Annotated in this window: 13 protein-coding genes and 1 pseudogene; 3 read left to right on the top strand and 11 right to left on the bottom strand. The window is 57.7% G+C overall.

What is annotated here, in order from left to right; genetic code table 11:
* Nucleotides 1-703 precede the first annotated feature (703 nt).
* The 11 genes from K3759_RS07730 to K3759_RS07680 form a co-directional block, all read right to left on the bottom strand.
* Nucleotides 704-1,798: a site-specific integrase gene (locus tag K3759_RS07730; protein WP_259985433.1), complete on the bottom strand. Its 1,095-nt coding sequence runs from the start codon at nucleotides 1,796-1,798 to the stop codon at nucleotides 704-706.
* A 485-nt stretch (nucleotides 1,799-2,283) separates the two neighbouring features.
* Complete coding sequence (locus K3759_RS07725) at nucleotides 2,284-2,709, bottom strand: hypothetical protein (protein WP_259985432.1); 426 nt, start codon at nucleotides 2,707-2,709, stop codon at nucleotides 2,284-2,286.
* 550 nt (nucleotides 2,710-3,259) lie between these two features.
* Entirely contained in the window at nucleotides 3,260-4,177 is a 918-nt protein-coding gene (locus K3759_RS07720; RefSeq protein ID WP_259985431.1) for a hypothetical protein, read from the bottom strand.
* A gap of 412 nt (nucleotides 4,178-4,589) precedes the next feature.
* Nucleotides 4,590-6,410, bottom strand: coding sequence for a tyrosine-type recombinase/integrase (locus K3759_RS07715; RefSeq protein WP_259985430.1), 1,821 nt, complete (start codon nucleotides 6,408-6,410; stop codon nucleotides 4,590-4,592).
* 268 nt (nucleotides 6,411-6,678) lie between these two features.
* Nucleotides 6,679-7,044 (bottom strand): hypothetical protein, encoded by a 366-nt coding sequence (locus K3759_RS07710; protein WP_259985429.1) that lies wholly within the window; start codon nucleotides 7,042-7,044, stop codon nucleotides 6,679-6,681.
* 99 nt (nucleotides 7,045-7,143) lie between these two features.
* A complete protein-coding gene (locus K3759_RS07705; protein WP_259985428.1) occupies nucleotides 7,144-8,742 on the bottom strand; it encodes a YfjI family protein in 1,599 nt (532 codons plus the stop codon).
* Between the two features lie 1,404 nt (nucleotides 8,743-10,146).
* A complete protein-coding gene (locus K3759_RS07700; protein WP_259985427.1) occupies nucleotides 10,147-10,356 on the bottom strand; it encodes a DedA family protein in 210 nt (69 codons plus the stop codon).
* A gap of 39 nt (nucleotides 10,357-10,395) precedes the next feature.
* On the bottom strand, nucleotides 10,396-10,596 hold the full coding sequence (locus tag K3759_RS07695) for a hypothetical protein (RefSeq protein ID WP_259985426.1): 201 nt from the start codon (nucleotides 10,594-10,596) through the stop codon (nucleotides 10,396-10,398).
* A 73-nt stretch (nucleotides 10,597-10,669) separates the two neighbouring features.
* Entirely contained in the window at nucleotides 10,670-12,097 is a 1,428-nt protein-coding gene (locus K3759_RS07690; RefSeq protein ID WP_259985424.1) for a TrkH family potassium uptake protein, read from the bottom strand.
* 7 nt (nucleotides 12,098-12,104) lie between these two features.
* Nucleotides 12,105-12,785 carry a response regulator transcription factor gene (locus tag K3759_RS07685; RefSeq protein ID WP_259985422.1) on the bottom strand — a complete coding sequence of 227 codons (681 nt, stop codon included), beginning with the start codon at nucleotides 12,783-12,785 and terminating at the stop codon, nucleotides 12,105-12,107.
* Entirely contained in the window at nucleotides 12,786-14,333 is a 1,548-nt protein-coding gene (locus K3759_RS07680) for a DUF4118 domain-containing protein (RefSeq protein ID WP_259985420.1), read from the bottom strand.
* A gap of 238 nt (nucleotides 14,334-14,571) precedes the next feature.
* Between K3759_RS07680 and K3759_RS07675 the strand changes: the two genes are divergently transcribed.
* The 3 genes and pseudogenes from K3759_RS07675 to K3759_RS07660 all read left to right on the top strand — a co-directional run.
* Nucleotides 14,572-15,609, top strand: coding sequence for a hypothetical protein (locus K3759_RS07675; protein WP_259985418.1), 1,038 nt, complete (start codon nucleotides 14,572-14,574; stop codon nucleotides 15,607-15,609).
* A 3-nt stretch (nucleotides 15,610-15,612) separates the two neighbouring features.
* The gene (locus tag K3759_RS07670; RefSeq protein ID WP_259985417.1) at nucleotides 15,613-16,272 is read left to right on the top strand and encodes a Fe2+-dependent dioxygenase; all 660 of its coding nucleotides are present in this window, start codon (nucleotides 15,613-15,615) and stop codon (nucleotides 16,270-16,272) included.
* A gap of 660 nt (nucleotides 16,273-16,932) precedes the next feature.
* Nucleotides 16,933-18,213, top strand: a pseudogene (locus tag K3759_RS07660) (IS1182 family transposase); the annotation flags it as partial.
* Between the last annotated feature and the right edge of the window lie 146 nt (nucleotides 18,214-18,359).

Here is an 18,359-nt window from a genome sequence, read left to right as displayed (position 1 = left end):
TCGGCAGCCATTTGATCTAAGATATTCTCGCGATGCCATGCCAGATTTGTCAGGTGGGGCCAGTTTCTCTCGTCTCAGGGCCGCGGCAATCAGATTGACGTCGCAATTCAGCGGAAGCAGGAAGCCGATGAACGCAAAACTTTGCTTCGCAAAATCAGCAACCCCGTAGGCAACAGTCTATCCGTGCTTGCCTCTATATGCCGCAGGTGCTCGTGCGTTGCACAACAAAGATGACCTTGACGAGACGGTCCTCGGGCGCCTTGTTGCAATCGGTCATACTAATCGGCTGGCGATCGAGAATGCCACTCAAGGTGCGGCATTGCCTTCCCCAATATGTGCATCAATCAACATTTTTCCTGTGAAGGATCACGTTGAGATTAACGAAGTGGAACTTTAGATCAGCAGCGATGATGTCATGCCGTTAGCGTTTATGGTGATCCCAGGTCTGTAGCGGACCTTCCTGAATTCCGCGGCGAACGTCCGCAATCCGCCCGACTCGGATCATGCCGCGCTGCTAAACCAAAGGCCTTTTCAGCCCACCGCACACAAGCTTATCATGATCCAAACCCCCTCGATCGCGGCTGCGAAACGCTGGCGAGCTCTGCCAATTCAGCAGCAAATCAGTCCGTTCAGGAAAGAGTGGGGACCCTGCAGTCGCAGGATCCCCTCCTCGGCTTCTGAAACGTTGGGGAAACCTATTCTATTACAACCCATTGTCTCCATCAGAACGCACGCGGTTTTGCTGTTGCTGGGAAAGATACCGGAGGTAGTAGCGTTCTGTTGTGAGGACCGACCCGTGACCGATATACTTTTGGACTTTGTAGATAGACCAACCCTCACGCAGCTTTTCGATCGCGAACTTGTGGCGCAAATCATGAAGCCGGGCGCCGAACTCGACCTCTTGACCATATTGCCAAAACAGATTTGCCGGATCTTTGTAGAAACCGTGCTCGGTCTTGTTCCAGAAAACATAGGCAGAGAAGTTTGACCGCGGGATCTCGAGCAGAATATTGATCGTGCTCTGGGTCAGCTCGATGGTGCGAACTTTACCTCCCTTGGTGTTGCGTAGCGTCGCGAAGACGTTGCCCTGAATTGGGTTCTCCATACCGCTGATGTCAGGCCACTTCAAAAGAGCCATTTCCGTAACCCTCCCACCCGTGGTTTCGAGAAATCTCGGAAAGTAGCTCAGCGTGCCGGGGGCTCGATCCGATACCCTCGCAATTGCTGCTTCGGTTGGCAGAACGATATCAGGAAGAACTTCTTTCATTCCCTGCTTCTCGAACTTCTTGACCGGGTTCTCCTCGATCCAGCCATCGTTTTTCACTGCGGTCATCAAGTGGCAAAACGCGGTCAGGTCTCGATTGATGGTAGCAACGGTCACCCCTTCCTCCCGGCGGCGTGCAACGTATTCGGATACGAACCCGACTTGCACGTCGGACGCCATGACACTTCGGATATCAAAGCCGAGATCATCGCAAATCTCGTCCATTACACGGAGGATTTGTCGGAGACTTGTTTGGTAGCGCTTCCGCGTCTCAGCGCCCCATCCGGCTTTATCACCATCCAGGCGCTCGTAGAATTTCAACCAGCCAGCGGAGAACGTCCAATCAAGTTCTCCCGCCTGCTCCATCCCCCGCAGTTCCTCTACGCGGCGTTTTGCTTTCTTTTCCGCAACGCGAAGAGATGTTGTTCTAAGCGACCCTCTGTGGGTCTCACCGTTGATCTTGACGCGGAACCAGTAGAATTTCGTGCCTGCCGGTTTGAAGACGTTTTTCGGAAGTTTGACGTTGTTTGACATGCATTGCCCTCTTTAATCCATTGGAGGGCCAAGTCGTGATCGAACGTCCACAGACCGCCGAGTTTGGCGGCACCTGGGATCCGGTTGTTCGTGGCATGTTGTGTGATCGCCCTCTGGGACAAACCACTCAACCTTGCAACGACACACGCCTTGAGCCTCGGTTTCATCGTGTCGAGGACATTGGCCATTTCTTCAGAAACCGAAGTTGGGGTTTGATAGTTTTTTCTGGGCATAGGTTTTCGCTCCACCACGTTTTGCTTGCGAGGAGGAAGTGAGCTTCCGATCGTGTTCCTGAACTTGGTTTGAATGGCGAGTTCTGGGGCGTGGAACATGCTGGAATGACAGCGTTATGGCCGCAGAAGGAAGGCGCTGTCTGGGCATAGATCTCCCATCGCACAGGAAATCGCACATGGACCATGCGTGAGGCAGCGTGCCAAACCCCTCGCGGCGAAGAAGTTCGGCCGGGGGCACCCCGGCCGATACAGTTATCGGCGCATTTCTGCGGTCAATTTTTCGGTCTCTCGCATCATGATGACCGTCGAGACGCGCCTTTCCAGGGTTAACAGGGCTTGCTGAAGCCGGTGGAGCGCGTGACCGCGCTCGCTGACATGGGTCTCTTCCCACGCCCCAGACATGGAACATTCGTCGAAGTGGATTGAAGTCCGTGTCTCCCCAGCGATGCTCGTCTCCAGGCTGTTGGCGATCCCGTGCAGAAGTTCGGCGTTCCGCGTGGAAAAAAGAGCTGCTGCAGACCCGCCACATGACATCCCGCGGATCGGCCCGAGCAGATCGCAATCGAGTTCACGATCGTTGCGGATTACCGCATAGGCTTCCGTAACTGCTCGAACTGCTTTAAGCGCATCGTAGATAGCGATCGAAACGCAATTTGGCTGAGCGGTCAGGTCTTGCATGGGTTACCTTCCATGCTCTCGGCCGACGCCCGGCCTGTTTGAGTTGCGGTCATCATTACAGCCTCGGAAAAATTAACTGCGAGGATGCGGATCTCGTCGAACTGAGACGCCTCGGGACTATGTCCTTCCCTCCACGGGGGCTCGCTGCTGTCCAAATCGGGGACAACCTCCCCCGCGAAGAGCGCGCTTAACTCGTTTGCCTCGTTAAGGACGCGTCGCGTGATTGGGGATCGGTGGCTCAGATCACACAGCAGACACCCTGCCCCGCGCTGCCAAACCCGTCCGCCCAACAGCATTGCGGCATATTGGATTGCTTGATGATAGTCTTCCGCAAAGCGGTGCAGCGCAGTGGCTGGCTGTGGGATTTCGAACATAAAGTTCTCCCTATTATGCCTCGGCGGAATTGCCGCAGGCTACAAGACGACCCGTCCCTCCTTTCTCAGACCGGTTCTGCTAATATGGTGATGTATCTGTAAGAGGGCTGCTTGCCTTCTTGCTGCTCTCACCGAAGAGGGCAGCATGAAGACAAGTCCGACCTCTCTCCTCGGCCTCAACCGCTGACATGCCTTTGGCGCAGTGCTTGGATCTTCGCCCGCCCCCGGCGAGAAGATCGTCTTTTTCGGCCTTCGAGGATGTAATGCTGGGCAGTGCGACCATTTCCTTGACCGCAAAGTGCCAAGGCGATCCACTGATCGTCATTTTCGCTCTCGAACATCAGAGTGTGCCAGAGCGATCGGATGATGTGCGCGCCAATCCCGAAATGACGATGCCAGCAACGTGTGGGCCATGACCTGCCCGGAGAGCTTTCTCCACCATCCCGCGAAAACAGCGGCATCCCGCACTTCGCTTCGTAGGCTTCCCAGAAGTCACTCCCGGTCATGTCGAGCATGATCAATGCATCGAGGAAGGGCGTCAGTTCCGGCCAGAGTTCAGGACGATGGTAGGGCTGCTCTCCTTTCCGCATCACGATGTGCAAAGACCAAGCCTCAGCGTGCCGGGACAACTCAGAGCCGATGACGATCCGATGGAGGTCGCCACAGCGGAGCGGACAGACCACGCTTAGCGCCAGACATGCCGCGTCAAGGGTGAGGCGTGCCCGCAGCGCAGAGCCATCTGGAGCCGCCTCTGACAGCGACAGGAGCTCTTCTGCCTTGACCCAGACATCGCCCAAACCCTTGCCGCTCTTGGCCGCCCAGACGTCCTTACGCTTACGCTCGCGCTTGGCCGCGCGGTCATAGCGTTTCTGCAGACGGAGCAACTTGGCGATGATTTCTTCATCGAGGTCGCACCAGAGGGCAAAGATACGCAATTCCTTCAGACGGGACGCGATGGATGTGTTGGCATTTCCTTCGGCATGCCGCGCGGCCCGGTAGAGCTCGATGGTATCGGATGACAGATCGGCACTCAGTGCGTGATCTTCGCAGACGCGGGCAAAGACCCGCAGGGTCGATGCCAGGTTTCGGATCACTGACGCGCCGGGAGGATTGCGGTCCTCTAAGTCAATCAAGTCTCGCTCAGCAGCCGCACGACCATCGCGCATCTCGCGTAACGCCCGCTGCCATGCGCGAGGCAATTGGTCCTCGGGCATGGAAAGCTTAGGCGAAATCCGTGATCTTCGGTTCTCCGCAGTCTCCTTTACAGGATTAGTTCTGCGCCATTTATCGGAACGCTTTTGTCGCAATGCCAATCGGATACAGCCAAGCTGCTCCGGGCGGTTTGTGTTCAATGCGGCGCGCAGCTTTTCGAGCTTCGAGGCACTTCCGAAGCTGACGAAATCCTCCTGACGTGGCGCGCAGACACCACGGGCTGCCAGGTGGGCATCCCACCTCGCCAATAGTCGCCCTCTGGAGGCCTCCGCGGATGGTGCATCTGTTTCCACCTCAGGCCGCATCATTGTATTCTCCTTTCCGGTGTTTGTGGATTTCCTTGCGAGCCTGCTGAAGTTTTTCCCGACCAGCCTTCGAAGCGCGACGCTTATTCATCCAGCCGTAATATTTACGCACTGTAAGCTCATCGTCGCCCAGAAGCGCAGCAGCCTCGTCCCAGGCGTTCGGGTCCATAGACAGGATCCAATAAGCCGTGACATGGCGCGCTTGATGCATCGTCATGTCGAAGTTCACTTCGATGCAGGCGCGACGGAACATCTGGGAGAAGTTCGACCGCTCCATGGGGCGGTCGGATGTGGATGGGAACAGGTAGTCGCTGTCTGTGTAGGGTTTGTTGAATGGGTGCTCCGAGACCAACCGGGGCCGGATCTCTTTCAGATACCAAACCACGATCGGTGCGAGATCATCATCGGCGATCTCGTCAATAAACGCGCCGTTCTTGACCTGCTCTCCCGGAATTGAAAGCCGCAGCTCACGCAACCGATTGTCTTGCCCGAGGTCTCGCACCTCGAATTCTGCGCCCTCGCCGCGCATGCGCAGCGTGCGCAAGTTGGTCGCCCGCAAAGGAGAAGCCCGAAAGAGCATGGCTGCTGCGAGAGCCGCCACACCCGCACGGAGGGCTTCCATCATCTCGCCAGGGCGCACTTTTCCCGCGCGGGATTTTGATAAGGTTCGCTCCGCCCGGTGCTGCAACTGTTCCGGTAGCCGGTGCGCGCGTTCTTGCTTGGCCACATCGCGATCAAAGTCCTCGATCCAGGTTTCCCGGGCCTTGGACATCTTCCCCACAGAGGCGGTTCTGATCGATGGCTTCTTTCGCAGTTTGGCGAGGCGCTCGACCTCCCTGGATGAGGGTTCGAGATAATTTACCGCGAGATGCACAAGGCGCGTTACGTGGTTGTGCAGTGTGCTGGAGTTAGTCTTCTGGCCTCTTTCCTGGCGCGCTGTGACCCAATGGTTGGTCGCGGCGACGAGATTGGCATAAGTGATTACCTCCGCAAGGTCAGCGTCTTCTTCCAAGAGATCGGTGGCGGCCAGCCCATTCAAAAGCCAATTAAGGGATTCCTCATATGCCTTTGCGGAGTTGGCACTGAATTGGACCGGCGCCCCCTTGAGCGGCGCGTCGTCACCATCACGCTTCAAAGCGATGATCTCATCGAAGTCCTGCCAAATAAGCGCGGCCCCAGGGCGCTTGGCTTTGCGGCGCCATTTGTTTGGCTGAGGGCGCATTGGCGCTGGCTTGTCGATCTCCTGGATCGGGAGAAGTTGCTGCAGTTCGGGGAGGCAAGTCCGGTGTGCGATCAATGCGTTGAGCCGACCGAGTCCGCGAAGGAAGGACTTTCGTTGTGCAGAGTTGAGATGGCAGATCCGCTGTCCGACCCAGACACCCGTAATCTCGTTCGGGGGAGTTGCGGCCTGCGATGCCACGCGCGCGAGCACACCAAATGTCAGGTGGGAGTTGGGGCCAAGAAGTTGGCCTTTTCCCTGGTTCTCCTCGACATAGGAGAGAAGCGTCGCCCATTCGCTCGACATCGCGACAGGCTTTGGCGCTGATGTTACCCTCGCAATCACCATCCGAGAGTTCTTGCGCCAGGTGCGGAATTGGTTCGCGGTCTGAAAGGGCTTGGGCACGTGACGCACACGCCCGCGTCCCCATTTGCGATCGAACGCCGCGAGGTCCGCCGGAATGCGGCCCAGGTCCGTTTTGTAGACCTTCTCGCATTTGCGGATGGATGCTCGGAGGTTCTTCTCGAAGGAGGCGGCATAGCCGAGATCTGGCAGCGCCTCTTCAACTTGTCTCATGGTAATGATGGTCATCTTATTATCTTTCAGGTCGTTTGAGTGTTTGGGGAGGTTCGGCTAACAGCCTTCCCAAACTCTCAGATGCACCGTGAAAGACAGGGATCGCTGTTGCGCCAAATCAGCCGGTTTGGCGCTAATTGAACGGAATCAGGGCGGTTTCAGCCGCACACCCTTCGCCATACATTCCCGGTATGTTGAGGGGTCTTCGGCTGAACCTGCGCGAAACCTGTCAGCGTTGCGCCATACAGGTTCCTTTGGTGCGGAATCCGGGTGAAACCTGAAGTCAGCCATAGATCGCGGCCTCCTGCATGTCGCATTCGCGGAAGCGCCAATCTTTCCCGAGCAGGATCCCAGGCAGCCGCCCCTTCTTCGCACGATCCGTGATGGTGCGCGGCGATAGATGGGGGAAGAATTTCCGGGAAACCTCGGCGGGCTTCAGAAGCGGGAGTCGGAAATTTTCCACCAAGTTCTCGGGCACGTAGCCTGCCCCCTCAAGACGCCAGATGTCGTGCCATGAGTATCGTTCCGGATTGATCGCAACGGGACGCACACCTAAAGCCTTGAGCAGCTTACGGGTGGTATCTTGACCAAGTTTGAAATGGGCAGCGATCTCGCTGACTTTTGGCGATGTTTGATGCTGTATGTGCATAGGCCCAGCTCCTTTTTCAGGAACTGGGCCCCAGAATACTCAATCCGAAATATTCAGCTCATATTTTTCTTCAGATCAGTATTGCATCGGCAAAGGCCCTCAAGAGGCTTCTCGATCAACCTCATGCCGCTTGCCCATCGATACGACGTTGGTCGTATTTGCCGCCGGTTTCGAATTCTCTCCAATGCTGGCTTTGGCTTCAGAGCGATAGGCTTTGAGCAGGCGGTAGAGGCGTTTCTGGTTCCGACTGCGCTCTCGTTGGGCCCATCGTTCCAGAACCGTCGCTGCGCGAGTTTGCAAAAGCTCGATTCTCGCCTGACGCTGTGCAGTCAGGCTGGCGTCCTCTGGAACAATCTTATCAAAAAGGTCCTGCGAGTTTTCCAAGCGGTCCAGAACCCCGAGGATCTCGGCGATGCGTTCCTTGGAAAGCTCTTGGCCTTGCTTTTTGCTAAGACGACGCTGAACGTCCCGCACTTTCACTTCTTTCGATCCATCGCGAAGCAGCCCTTCGCGCTTTGCAGCCACCATCTGAATATGAGAGCGTTCGCCCCGATCATATTCCCGCATCATGATCAACGTGCTTTCAAGGTGGAATTCCGCGTATCTGGTGGCCAGCTCTGCAGTTTCCAGATCGATGGGCCGCCGGGACTTCCCGAGCAGAAAGTGCAGCACGACAAGGTAGCTGAGGATAGAAAAGCCGGTTCGCCGAACGAAAGACCCTGGCAAAGCGGCATTGCCCCACTTCGTTCGGAGGCTTCGCCACCATCCCTCCAGATAAGGAAGGACGCCATCGTTCATTGTGTAGGTCTCCAGAGCGCCCTCTTGGAAACAAAGAGCGTGCCAGAGCTCTGTGAGTTCTTCCTGCCACTGTTCGATGCCTTCGCCCACGAAATACATGAAATGGTTGAACATATCCGTGTCGCTTCGAGGCGGCGCGATCACGTAATTGAACCGCTGACAAAAACCATCGAGCATGCTCGCGGCATCCACGTTATCAGCCCAGGTCTCCCGAACACTCAGGCCCAAGAACGTGAAGTGAGGGTCTTCGACGGAAAGTTTTTCAACCTCTCCCTTCAGGCGATTTGAGATCGGCTTGTGGGAGTAAGCGTCAAGCATCCAGGGCTTGATGCGGGCGTAGTTCGACTGCTTGAGAATCTGCTGGAAAAGCTGCCCCACCTCATCTTGAAACCAGTAAGCTCCATTATTCTCAGCCAGATCCATGATCCATTGTGCGTCCGTCGATCCGGTAGGGAACATCATGACGCCGGAATCATGGCCCTTCGGCATGAGGATCTCCGCCACCTTGTCCGTGGCAAGGGTCTTCGAACTACCAGACCCAGCAAGTGCGATGGTCCAAAGGATCGGACGCTTCGTGCCGAGCCCCGGGATCCAAAGGGTGGCTCCACCTTGCGTGAGGTAGGATGAGGCGATCATGATCAACTGGAAAAGCGGAAGTGCGTAGCTTGCATCAGTTTTCTTGAAGAACCGGCAAAGTCGATCGAAGAAGGAACCGTTCGGAACGAGACCATCGACGGCCAGCGCTTCGGGGCATTCCTTGGCGGCAAGGAGGGCTACGAGTTGCTCACACTCTTCTCGCTTCAAAGAGCGGCGTCTTCCATTCTCCTTGATCTTGATGTCGTTGAACAAGGAGTTCTGGGGCTTCTGGATTCGGGTAGTTTTAGTGGGTTTGGTCGGCATCGTGTGCACCTTTTGAGGTTGTTGGTGCACGGGAAGTGCTGGCATTCCAGCAGTTTCCATGTTGGTTTGACTCAATATTGCGCCATCGGAGCGCCCGCGCCCAACCGACAACCGACAGCCCACCTAAAATATTGATAGAAATCGGAAAAAGGCTGCTGGGCGGAGCCGACACAAGACCGACAAGAGCTGCGACTCTTGATGCTATGTTGCGCGATGCCTCCCCTTACCTCTCATCCAGCTTGTGTTTCCCGCGAAAGGATAGCGACCGATCAGCGATCCTATGGGCGCGCTTTCAAAGTCATTCCCAACGTCCCATCCAATGATCTCAGCTCCGAGCCGCGAGCAGGCGTTTCCGACGAGCCCACTTGACCTGTGACGTAGACGTCTGTTCCTTTCCTCACCGTCGATGGAAACGTCGAGCTCGAATTGACCCGTGTATCGTAGACGCTTTTTTGGACAGGGACGTTTATAAGGGCTCTGCGTAGGGTGCATGTATTACATCATGGCTCTTCGCTGCGTTCGCAGTTGCCACCGACGTGCAGCTGCTCCCGTGTTCATATGGGCGGATAGTGTGCATTCACTGCAAGTGCGAGGTTGCCACGCGTCGATGGCGATAGCTGACAGTCAAGCAGCCGCGGAACAGATGTTTGTGCTGCGGTGCGGAAGGCGGCTTTGAGCCCAAACTGAGCGCGCGAAGGGGCGGAGTTCTTCGCAGTTGCGGCATAAATTAGGCTGACAAGAGCGGCCCAAAGCCGCCATTCGCCAAGTGGCTATCGCTGCAACGCAGCTTCCCCGAACAAGCCAATCGGGACGTCGCGCGGCAAAATCTTGTGTGCGATGGCCAGCAGTGAGGGCCTTCCTGCTGTTTGCTACCGTTCCTCGTCCCGTGTCGTGCCTGCGAAGACCGCCAAAAGTGTGAGGGTTGCGAGCTTCGAGGCCGAATATTTGAATCGGAAATTTTTATCGGACTGGGGATCTCGGCGCTGCCGTTACAAATTTGGAAAGCTGCCATAATAGCCTGGGCAAGAAGTAACGTTGCAATGGGCCGGTGGTTCAGTCTGCGCAAATCTCGCTGTTCCACCGCCGTCATCTTTACGCATTGGGTCGAAGCAGTCGCAAGACATAGAGAGCCAGAAGGCCCAAGAGCAAAGCATTTGTTACCGGATTTATCCACGCTTCGACTTTGGCGATTTGCGCCTCAAGGAGATAGCCTGAAATTGTGAGGGCGGCCGTTCAGAGTAGGCTGCCTGACCCGGTGTTGAACAAAAAGGGTAATTGCGGCATCCCCGTCATTCCGGCGGAACGGATATCAGCGTTCGGACAGCCGGCACCATTCGACCCAGAAACACTGCCGTGCCGCACGATAAGCCTGCGCATTCGTGCTTCAGATACCAACGTGCAGATTCAATACCATAGGAATGCGCCGGTCGCTGAACTGATCGTGCCGGCAATCACTACACAGACGAAGGAAAAGTCACCGCTTGCCGCGAGATAGCCTGCGAACGGCACGATGACTTCTGAAGGGATTGGAGAGAAGACGTTCTCGATCAGCATGAGGGCCGCGACGCCGAGACTGCCCATGGAAGCCAGTAGCAATGTGATGAAGTCAAACATTGGCGGACCTTTGTGGTCGGCTGCGCTGGATTGCGAGAGTCAACATTGGACTGTGCCGCTGTCTGTTTCCGTCGATCCGGGACCCGTGAGGTAGGTCCGGCTGGCCGCTTTATCTGTAAAGATCAGTTTCGGCACGCCTGTCGTTCCGGTAATTAGTCCCTCGGAGAAGGCCGCAGGCTCAAGGTTGCCCCGTGTTAATTTGCCACCGGCCCCTACCACGAAGGCGATCGTTCCCTTCATTGACGCATGCTCTGCCGGCACATTTGTCACCACGGGGCGAAAGCGCGAAGACTCACGAGAAAGGTCCGGCAACTTATCTCAGTCCCGCAGTCTCACGCCAATAAGTCGGGACGAGTAGGACATAAACCGTCAACATCTCCAATCGCCCGACATACATTCCCAAGCTCAATAACCATTTTGCAGGTTCGGATAAGGTTGAGAAATTGCCTGCCGGTCCTATGATTGACCCGACGCCCGGCCCAACGTTGGCCACGGCAGTGATTGCGCCGCTCACAGCCGTGGCGAAGTCCAGCCCCATCAACGCCAGAGCAAGGGCGAGCACGAACACTGTCGCCGCGAAGAAGGTGAAGAACGTCATCACACCGCTCATGACATCATCCCCCACGATCTTTTGATCGTATATGATCGGAAATGTGCCGTGCGGGTAGTAAATGCGCCGCACTTGAGCGCGAACGGCGCGCGCAAGGATTATCCATCTCATCATTTTGACACCGCCAGAAGTGGACCCGGTGCATCCGCCCATGAGTGTCAGGCACAGGAACATTGTAACAGCGAAGGGCCCCCAAGCTGTGTAGTCTGTCGTAGCGAAGCCGGTGGTCGTCACCACAGAGATGACGTTGAAGGTAACCAAGCGAAGACTTTCAAGCAGGGGGGCATTCGCAGTCCAAACCCTCCACACGGTGAGAAGGCAGATCACCGCTGTGAGGGTCATAAGGAGGGCTCTCACCTGTTCGCTTTGCCAAGCGCTACGGTTCAGAACACGGATATACCACGCGAATGGTAGCCCGGCACTCAACATGAATGCACTGCCGATCCACTGCAAGTAAGCGCTGTCGAAATGTCCGAAGGAGGCGTCGGATGTCGAATACCCACCCGAGGAGACGGTCGTGAAGGCATGCACGCTTGCCTCGAACCCCGTCATTCCGCCCGCCAGATAGAGGATCGCGCAAACCGACGTCAGCACCAAGTAGATCCAGATCGTTGCCGCTGCGAAATGGGCGGCGCTGGTTAACGCTTTTTCGCCCTTCTCAGAACTTTCTGTCTGGTAGAGTTGCATGCCGCCAACTCGCATGGCGGGCAAAAGCGCAATCCCCGCCACGATGAAGCCCACACCGCCGATCCATTGGAGGATGGCCCGCCAGAGAAGGACACCTGGGGCGGTTCCGTCAAGACCGGTCATGACTGTTGAGCCGGTCGTGGTAATACCGGACATCGACTCGAAGAACGCGTCGGTGAACGACAATCCCCAGAGCCATAACGGAAACGCACCGGCTCCCGCCGCCACCATCCACGCACTTCCCGTGAGAAGGAACGACAGCCGGCGATCAAGGCCCTTACCCCAATCCTGCGCGCTTAGGCACACGCAACCGCCGATCAAGATTGTAAGGATGGCGGCTTCGACAAAGACTGTCCGTGTTGCTGGAAACAGCACGGCGTCAAATGCCATTGCTATCCCCAGGGCGAGCAGCAGGGCACCGTTGATGAAAGCAATGAATTTCAAGAGCGGCTCATCCCTCGCGAAACCGGTAACCGATGCCGGGCTCGGTGAAGATCCACGTCGGATCGGTCGCATCATCGCCAAGCTTGGCTCGAAGCTGCTTAATGAAAATCCGCAGATACTGGCTATCTTCCGCATGGGCTGGCCCCCAGACTCGCTCCAGTGCCATCCGCTGTGTGACGAGACGGCCGGAATAAGAAGCGAGGAGCCAGAGTAGATCGAATTCCTTGGGGGTCAGGGAGATGGATGCCTTCTCCAGCAGCGCGGTCCTTTCGGGAAGATTGAGTGCGAGGCCCCGAATTTCCAGTTGAGTGATCGAGGCCCGCTCGCCGCCGCGATCCCGAAGGAGGCCTCTGATGCGAGCCAGAAGCTCGCGCGTGCCGAATGGCTTGGTCACGTAATCCTGTGCGCCAAGATCAAGCGCCTCGACCTTCTGGACCTCATCCGACCTCACTGAAAGCACCAGAACCGGCAGGTCGTGGTTTTCCCGCACGGTAGCAAGCACACGCTTGCCATCCATGTCGGGAAGGCCCAGATCGAGGACCATGAGGTCAGGTGCCGTGGTCGATGCTTTGGTGATACCCTCCTTGCCATTTGCTGCCTCCGCAATGGTGTAACCGGCTGCCTCGAGAGTGATCCGCAGAAATTTTCGGATCTGGTCCTCGTCATCTACAATCAGAATATGTGCCATTCAGTCTTCCTTTACGACGAGCGGCAACTCGAGAACCATCACGGTGCCGTTCTCGCCGGTGCTGACACCCTCGGCACGGATTGAGCCTCCGTGCGCTTCGAGGATTCCACGCGCGATAGCGAGACCGAGGCCGGTCCCCGCCTTCTGCGAATCGCCAGCGTTGACCCTGTAAAACATCTCGAAGACCTGCCCGCGCGCGTCCGCCGGAATGCCTTGCCCGTGATCGCCGACCTCAATGTGGAGGCCGCCATCGGATATCTCTGCGCGGATGGTTATCTCAGATCCAGCGTCAGAATATTTGACGGCGTTGTCGAGGACATTGACGAATGCCTGCTCCATAAGAATAGGATCAACCTTGATTGCCGGTAGGTCATCCGGCAGATCCACCCGCAGCCTGTATCGGGTGAGATTATGGCGAAGTCGCTGCCGCACGCTGCCGATGATCTCCGACAGATCGCACGCCCTGCGCCGCGGCACGAGAGCGCCGTGACTCAGGCGCGTCATGTCCAGTAAATTCTGAATGTATCGGTCAAGGCGCTCCCCTTCTTCGCGAATGGTGTCGGCGAGGGCTTGGCGGGCTTCGGGTGTGTGCGCGAGCTGCGGCTCTGCCAGCACTGAAGCCGCTCCGATGATGCTCACGAGCGGTGTGCGCAGATCATGGCTGACAGAGCTCAGAAGCGCCGAGCGAAGCCTTTCCGTCTCCGCCGTGAGGCGCGCGGCTTCGAGAGAGGCGTTGAGCTCAGTGCGTTTCAGTGCGAGCGCCAGCTGGTCTGCCATTGCGACAAGAAGTTTTCGGTCTTCTTCGTCGAGTGGAAGTTCCTCATTAGACAATACTGCAAGGGCGGCCATGGTCTCGTTGCCGGCGACAACCCGCGCCATATGCCAAGGCATTTGAGACTGTGGGAATGGCTCTACAGTGCCGGCCCCCAGGTGGTCGAGCAATTCGAGCGCTTTCTTTCGTTCGGCCGGCCCGAGCCCCGGCCAGGCCTCGGAGGCGAGCAGATCAGCGCCACCGCCTGTTTTGCGAAACAAGGCCGCCCCGCCACCGAATGTGCCCGCGATCTTTTCAACCGCGGCCTGTGCGACCTCCTGAGTCGTTCCTGCTGCCGCGATCTGCCGAGTGAAACCATGGAGGAACGAGACGCGCTTGTGGCTTCGGTGCAGTGCAGCAGCACGGGCTCTCAAACGCGCGGCCAATGTGCCGGTCACGATCGACACCAGCAAGAACAGGCCGAGGGTGACGAGATCGGTCTCCTGTATCACGCGTAAGGTGAGGCGTGGTTCGGTAAAGTAGAAATTGTAACCCAGCACCCCGAGCAACGATGCGAGCATGGAAGGGCCGGGTCCGAAGAGCGAGGCAACGATGATCACCCCCGTCATAAAAATGAGTGACAGTTCTCCGGGGGGCAACAGTGCCTCCAGGCCCCGCGCGATACTCGTTATGCCAGCCATGACGAGTGCCGCTGCGAGATAAGCAAGCAATCGAATGCCGTGCCCGCGGGGCAGGCTGCGATGCCATCGCGCGGGGGTATTCAAAGGATAAAGCATTACTTGGCCTGATTGCAGAGCGCGGCATATGTCCGCGAAAGGTCTATATCGGTGCGGCAGCATTAGGATTCTATATCTATCGAGGGCCCGGGCCGTAAAAATAGCGTAAGGACTGCCCCCACGCGATTGCAGAAGATGTTGTCCGATGCAGGTATCGGCCCACGAGAGCCTTGCCTGTTGCATCTGGTAAGTGAACGTGCGTATGTCCGAGTGTTTTAGTAAGATAAGGAGCCGATACATGTCGATGGAGAAAAAACCACGCGTGGTGATGGCGCGGCGCATGTTGTCGCTGACAGCGACCACAGCAACCGTAGCATTGACCGCGACAGCCCCCGCAGCCGACGCCGGGATTTGGCGCGAGACGTCCTCGATCGTTCTTCACCAAGCATCTGCGACGACAGCAACTTCCAGCAAGATCGAGGGAGAGGGCGAAGGCACCACCCAGGCTGAAAGCGAAGGTGAGGGAGCAGGCACCCACGCTAAAGGCGAAGGTGAGGGTGAAGGCGACGCTCATGCCGAGGGCGAGGGAGAAGGTGAGGGAGAAGCCGACGCTCACGCCGAGGGTGAAGGCGAAGGTGAGGGAGAAGCCGACGCTCACGCCGAGGGTGAAGGCGAAGGCTCCTCCAGCGGCGAAGGTGAAGGCGCCGGTTCCGGCGATTCGGGGCAGGCCCTGCAACGCGACCTGAGCTTCATGGAGGGCCACCTCCGCGCCGGGCTGGCGCTTTATGAGGCCGGTGATCTGGCGGCAGCGAAGACACACATGGGTCACCCGATCGAGGAGAAATATGGTGCGGTCGCAGACCCGCTCGCCGAACGCGGTCTGGACCGCCTGCGCGGGCAGATCTCGGCCATCGCCGCGGCGACCGAAGCGGAGGCCCCGGCAGCCGAGATCACCGCGGCATTTGACGCAGCACGCGCCACGATCGAAGAGGCGCGCGAGGGCCTTTCAAACAAGGACCAGATCCTCGGGTTGGCCCAGCTCGTGCGCGTTGCCGGCGAGGAATACGCTGTGGCGGTGGAAGGCGGCTCGATCTCCAACCTGCACGAGTATCAGGACAGCTGGGGTTTCCTGCGGGTGGTCGAAGACGAGCTTCGGCAGATCGCCGAGACAGGTGACGGCGCGGCGCGTCACGTTGCGGAAGAAGCGCTTGAGTATCTCGCCGAAACGGACGCTGCTTTCGGCGATATTCAGGGTCAGGGCGAGATGACGCTTGATCCCTCCCTGCTCTTCGGCGCCGCCGCGCGGATCGAGCTCGAAGCACTGGAGCTTGGCTAAACCATGATTCTTGTCATAGCCAATGTGCTGGACAGCCACGAGGTGGCGGCCCTGAGGGCCGCCGCCGATGGGCTGGAGTTCGTCGACGGCAAGACCACCGCCGGGCGCTACGCCAAGGACGTGAAGCAAAACCTCCAGGCGAAACCTTCCAAGGCGCTCGAGGCTCAGTTCGAGAAGGTGCGGACGGCGCTCCGCGGCAACGAAATCTTCCGCGCCGCCGCCCGGCCCAGCAAATTCGCCCGGATGCTGCTGTCACGCTATCGCTCGGGCATGGAATACGGGCTGCATGTCGATGACCCCTACATGAACGGCAACCGGACCGACCTGTCCTTCACCTTGCCGCTCTCGGACCCCGAGGAATATGATGGCGGCGGCTTGGTGATCGACGACGGGATCGAAGAGAGGGTGGTCCGGCTCGCGGCAGGCGATGCGGTGCTTTACTCCACCAGCGCCCTACATCGGGTTGAACCGGTGTCCCGGGGCGAACGCATAGCGTTCGTAGGCTGGGTGACCAGTCGTGTGCGCGATCCCGCCCGACGTGAGGTTCTCTACGATCTGGACGTCGCCGCGAGCGAGCTTTTTGCCGCCGCCGGCAAGACGCCGGCCTTCGACCGGCTTTTTAAGGCCAAGAGTAACCTCTACCGGATGTGGGGCGACGATTGACGGTGCCCGGTCGGTGTGGTGCGGGGGGCGGAAGCGGCTGTGTCAGCTCAAACCCTGATCGAAGGGTAGCGGCGCTACTACAATACGGTCAGGCCGCACTGCGCTCTGGGATACCGTCCTCCAGCGCCTGAAGTATCGTCTCGATAGACCATAGGAGCAGTATGGACTAACAATCAAATCGGACCGCTTTATGGAGTCAGACCGAAAGGTAACCCTACTGTCCCTGAGAAAAAGCAAATCTTTCAGAGATGTTCAGCTTACATGCCTCGCGAAGGTCTCGGCCGTGCCATAACGTAGTCGCCTACAGTTCGGAGAAATCCGCCAATCTCCTGGGTTCCCCCGAAACGAGACCACACCACAATTAACGCACTGAAGTCCATCCATGATTTCTGCAACAAACGCAGATTGAACGCCATGCTCGGCACTTCCTCAAGAAGGCCATGGCGACCACAAAGCTATGGCAGTGTGAGGTTCCATAGCCGCCGTTCGCTGCGTTAGGAAGTTCAAGGTGCTGGCGGATGTCCGTTCTATCATAGAACAAAACCATGCTGTGCAAACGCGGCAGACGTTTGCTTTCCACCATGCTGTTGAAAAACTCTTTATTGCAGTGCGGCAAGGCCTTTGATTCACTCGATTATGAGGGGATTGGAGAATTTTGTCATGATGGGCACCCAAACGGCACCGGCACAGCTTTTCTATGACTTCGATCTGGAGCGTCATGTTCCTTCCGGTCACATACTTCGCGAGATCGAAAGGTTTTTCGACGTGGATGGGATGCGGGATGCCCTTCGCCCCTTATACAGCCACCTCGGGCGTCCTTCGATCGATCCAGAACTGATCATCCGGATGCTGGTCATTAGTTACGTCATGGGCATCCGATCGGAACGTCGCATTTGCGATGAGGTCCATCTGAACCTTGCCTATCGGTGGTTCTCTCGGCTGGGCCTGGAGGGAAAGGTCCCGGATCACTCGACGTTCTCACGGTATCGCCATGGCAAGTTCCGCGACAGCAACCTGCTGCGGCAGATCTTCGAGGCCACGGTCGAGCGGTGCTTGAGGGAGGACCTGGTGTCCGGCGAGGGCTTTGCCGTGGATGCCAGCCTGATCTCTGCTGACGCCAACAAGGCTCGGTCAATCGCAGCCGAGGACTGGAGCCTTGAGGTGGCGCGCGAAGCTGGGAATCGGGCGGCGCGGGGATATCTGGAAACGCTGGATGATGCCGCCTTCAGCGCGGCGTCACCGACCCAGCCGAAGTTCGCGGCAAAGTCCGACCCGGGGGCGCAATGGACCCGCGCCGAAGAAAGTCGCCCCTATTTTGCTTACGCCACCAACTATCTGATCGACACCAAAAGCTCGATAATCATGGATGTCGAGGCGACGCGAGCCATTCGCCAGGCCGAAGTCGGGGCGTCGCGCACGATGCTCGACAGAACCGAGAAACGGTTCGGGATCAGGCCGGATTGGCTGGCGGCCGACACTGCCTATGGCAACGCCGAGAACCTCGGATGGCTGGTTGAACAGCGGAGCATCATCCCCTTCATACCGGTGATCGACAAGTCGGAGCGGACAGATGGCACCTGGTCCAGATCCGACTTCGAATGGGACAAGGCGAACGATCAATACATCTGCCCCGAAGGACACGCCCTTAGGCAATATCGCCGGAACTACTCCAATCCAAACCGGGGTCAGAACACCGGCGGGCGGAAGAGATATCGTGCCTTAAAGGCGACATGTCAGGCCTGTCCATCCAAGGAAATTTGCTGCCCGAAAGCGGAGGCCCGATACGTCACCCGAGAACCCCACGAGGAAGCAGGCGAGTTCGCCCGCGCATGCAGAAAGGCCAAGGCCTACGAGGTATCCCGAGACAAGCGAAAGAATGTAGAGATGCTTTTCGCACACCTGAAGCGCATTCTCGGTCTGACCCGGCTACGCCTGCGCGGTTTGCGAGTTTGACTTCGGCCGCCATCGTGCATTGATAATCAGGTCGACCCGGCGGCGTAGCTTGTCGACCCGCCGTCACGCCGCTGCGGTAACGGCCGAACGTGGCCAGGACGGTCAGATCGTGCGATACTCTACGCACCATCTTA

Source organism: Sulfitobacter sp. W027, assembly GCF_025143985.1.
Taxonomy (GTDB): Bacteria; Pseudomonadota; Alphaproteobacteria; order Rhodobacterales; family Rhodobacteraceae; genus Sulfitobacter.
This window is presented reverse-complemented; position numbering and strand designations above follow the sequence as displayed.

Bases quoted from the DNA above. Each gene is read 5' to 3' on its own strand.
- K3759_RS07695 (WP_259985426.1), bottom strand. From the start codon at position 10,596: ATGAAGGGAACGATCGCCTTCGTGGTAGGGGCCGGTGGCAAATTAACA.
- K3759_RS07730 (WP_259985433.1), bottom strand. From the start codon at position 1,798: ATGTCAAACAACGTCAAACTTCCGAAAAACGTCTTCAAACCGGCAGGC.
- K3759_RS07685 (WP_259985422.1), bottom strand. From the start codon at position 12,785: ATGGCACATATTCTGATTGTAGATGACGAGGACCAGATCCGAAAATTT.
- K3759_RS07680 (WP_259985420.1), bottom strand. From the start codon at position 14,333: ATGCTTTATCCTTTGAATACCCCCGCGCGATGGCATCGCAGCCTGCCC.
- K3759_RS07715 (WP_259985430.1), bottom strand. From the start codon at position 6,410: ATGACCATCATTACCATGAGACAAGTTGAAGAGGCGCTGCCAGATCTC.
- K3759_RS07675 (WP_259985418.1), top strand. From the start codon at position 14,572: ATGTCGATGGAGAAAAAACCACGCGTGGTGATGGCGCGGCGCATGTTG.
- K3759_RS07700 (WP_259985427.1), bottom strand. From the start codon at position 10,356: ATGTTTGACTTCATCACATTGCTACTGGCTTCCATGGGCAGTCTCGGC.
- K3759_RS07710 (WP_259985429.1), bottom strand. From the start codon at position 7,044: ATGCACATACAGCATCAAACATCGCCAAAAGTCAGCGAGATCGCTGCC.
- K3759_RS07725 (WP_259985432.1), bottom strand. From the start codon at position 2,709: ATGCAAGACCTGACCGCTCAGCCAAATTGCGTTTCGATCGCTATCTAC.
- K3759_RS07705 (WP_259985428.1), bottom strand. From the start codon at position 8,742: ATGCCGACCAAACCCACTAAAACTACCCGAATCCAGAAGCCCCAGAAC.
- K3759_RS07670 (WP_259985417.1), top strand. From the start codon at position 15,613: ATGATTCTTGTCATAGCCAATGTGCTGGACAGCCACGAGGTGGCGGCC.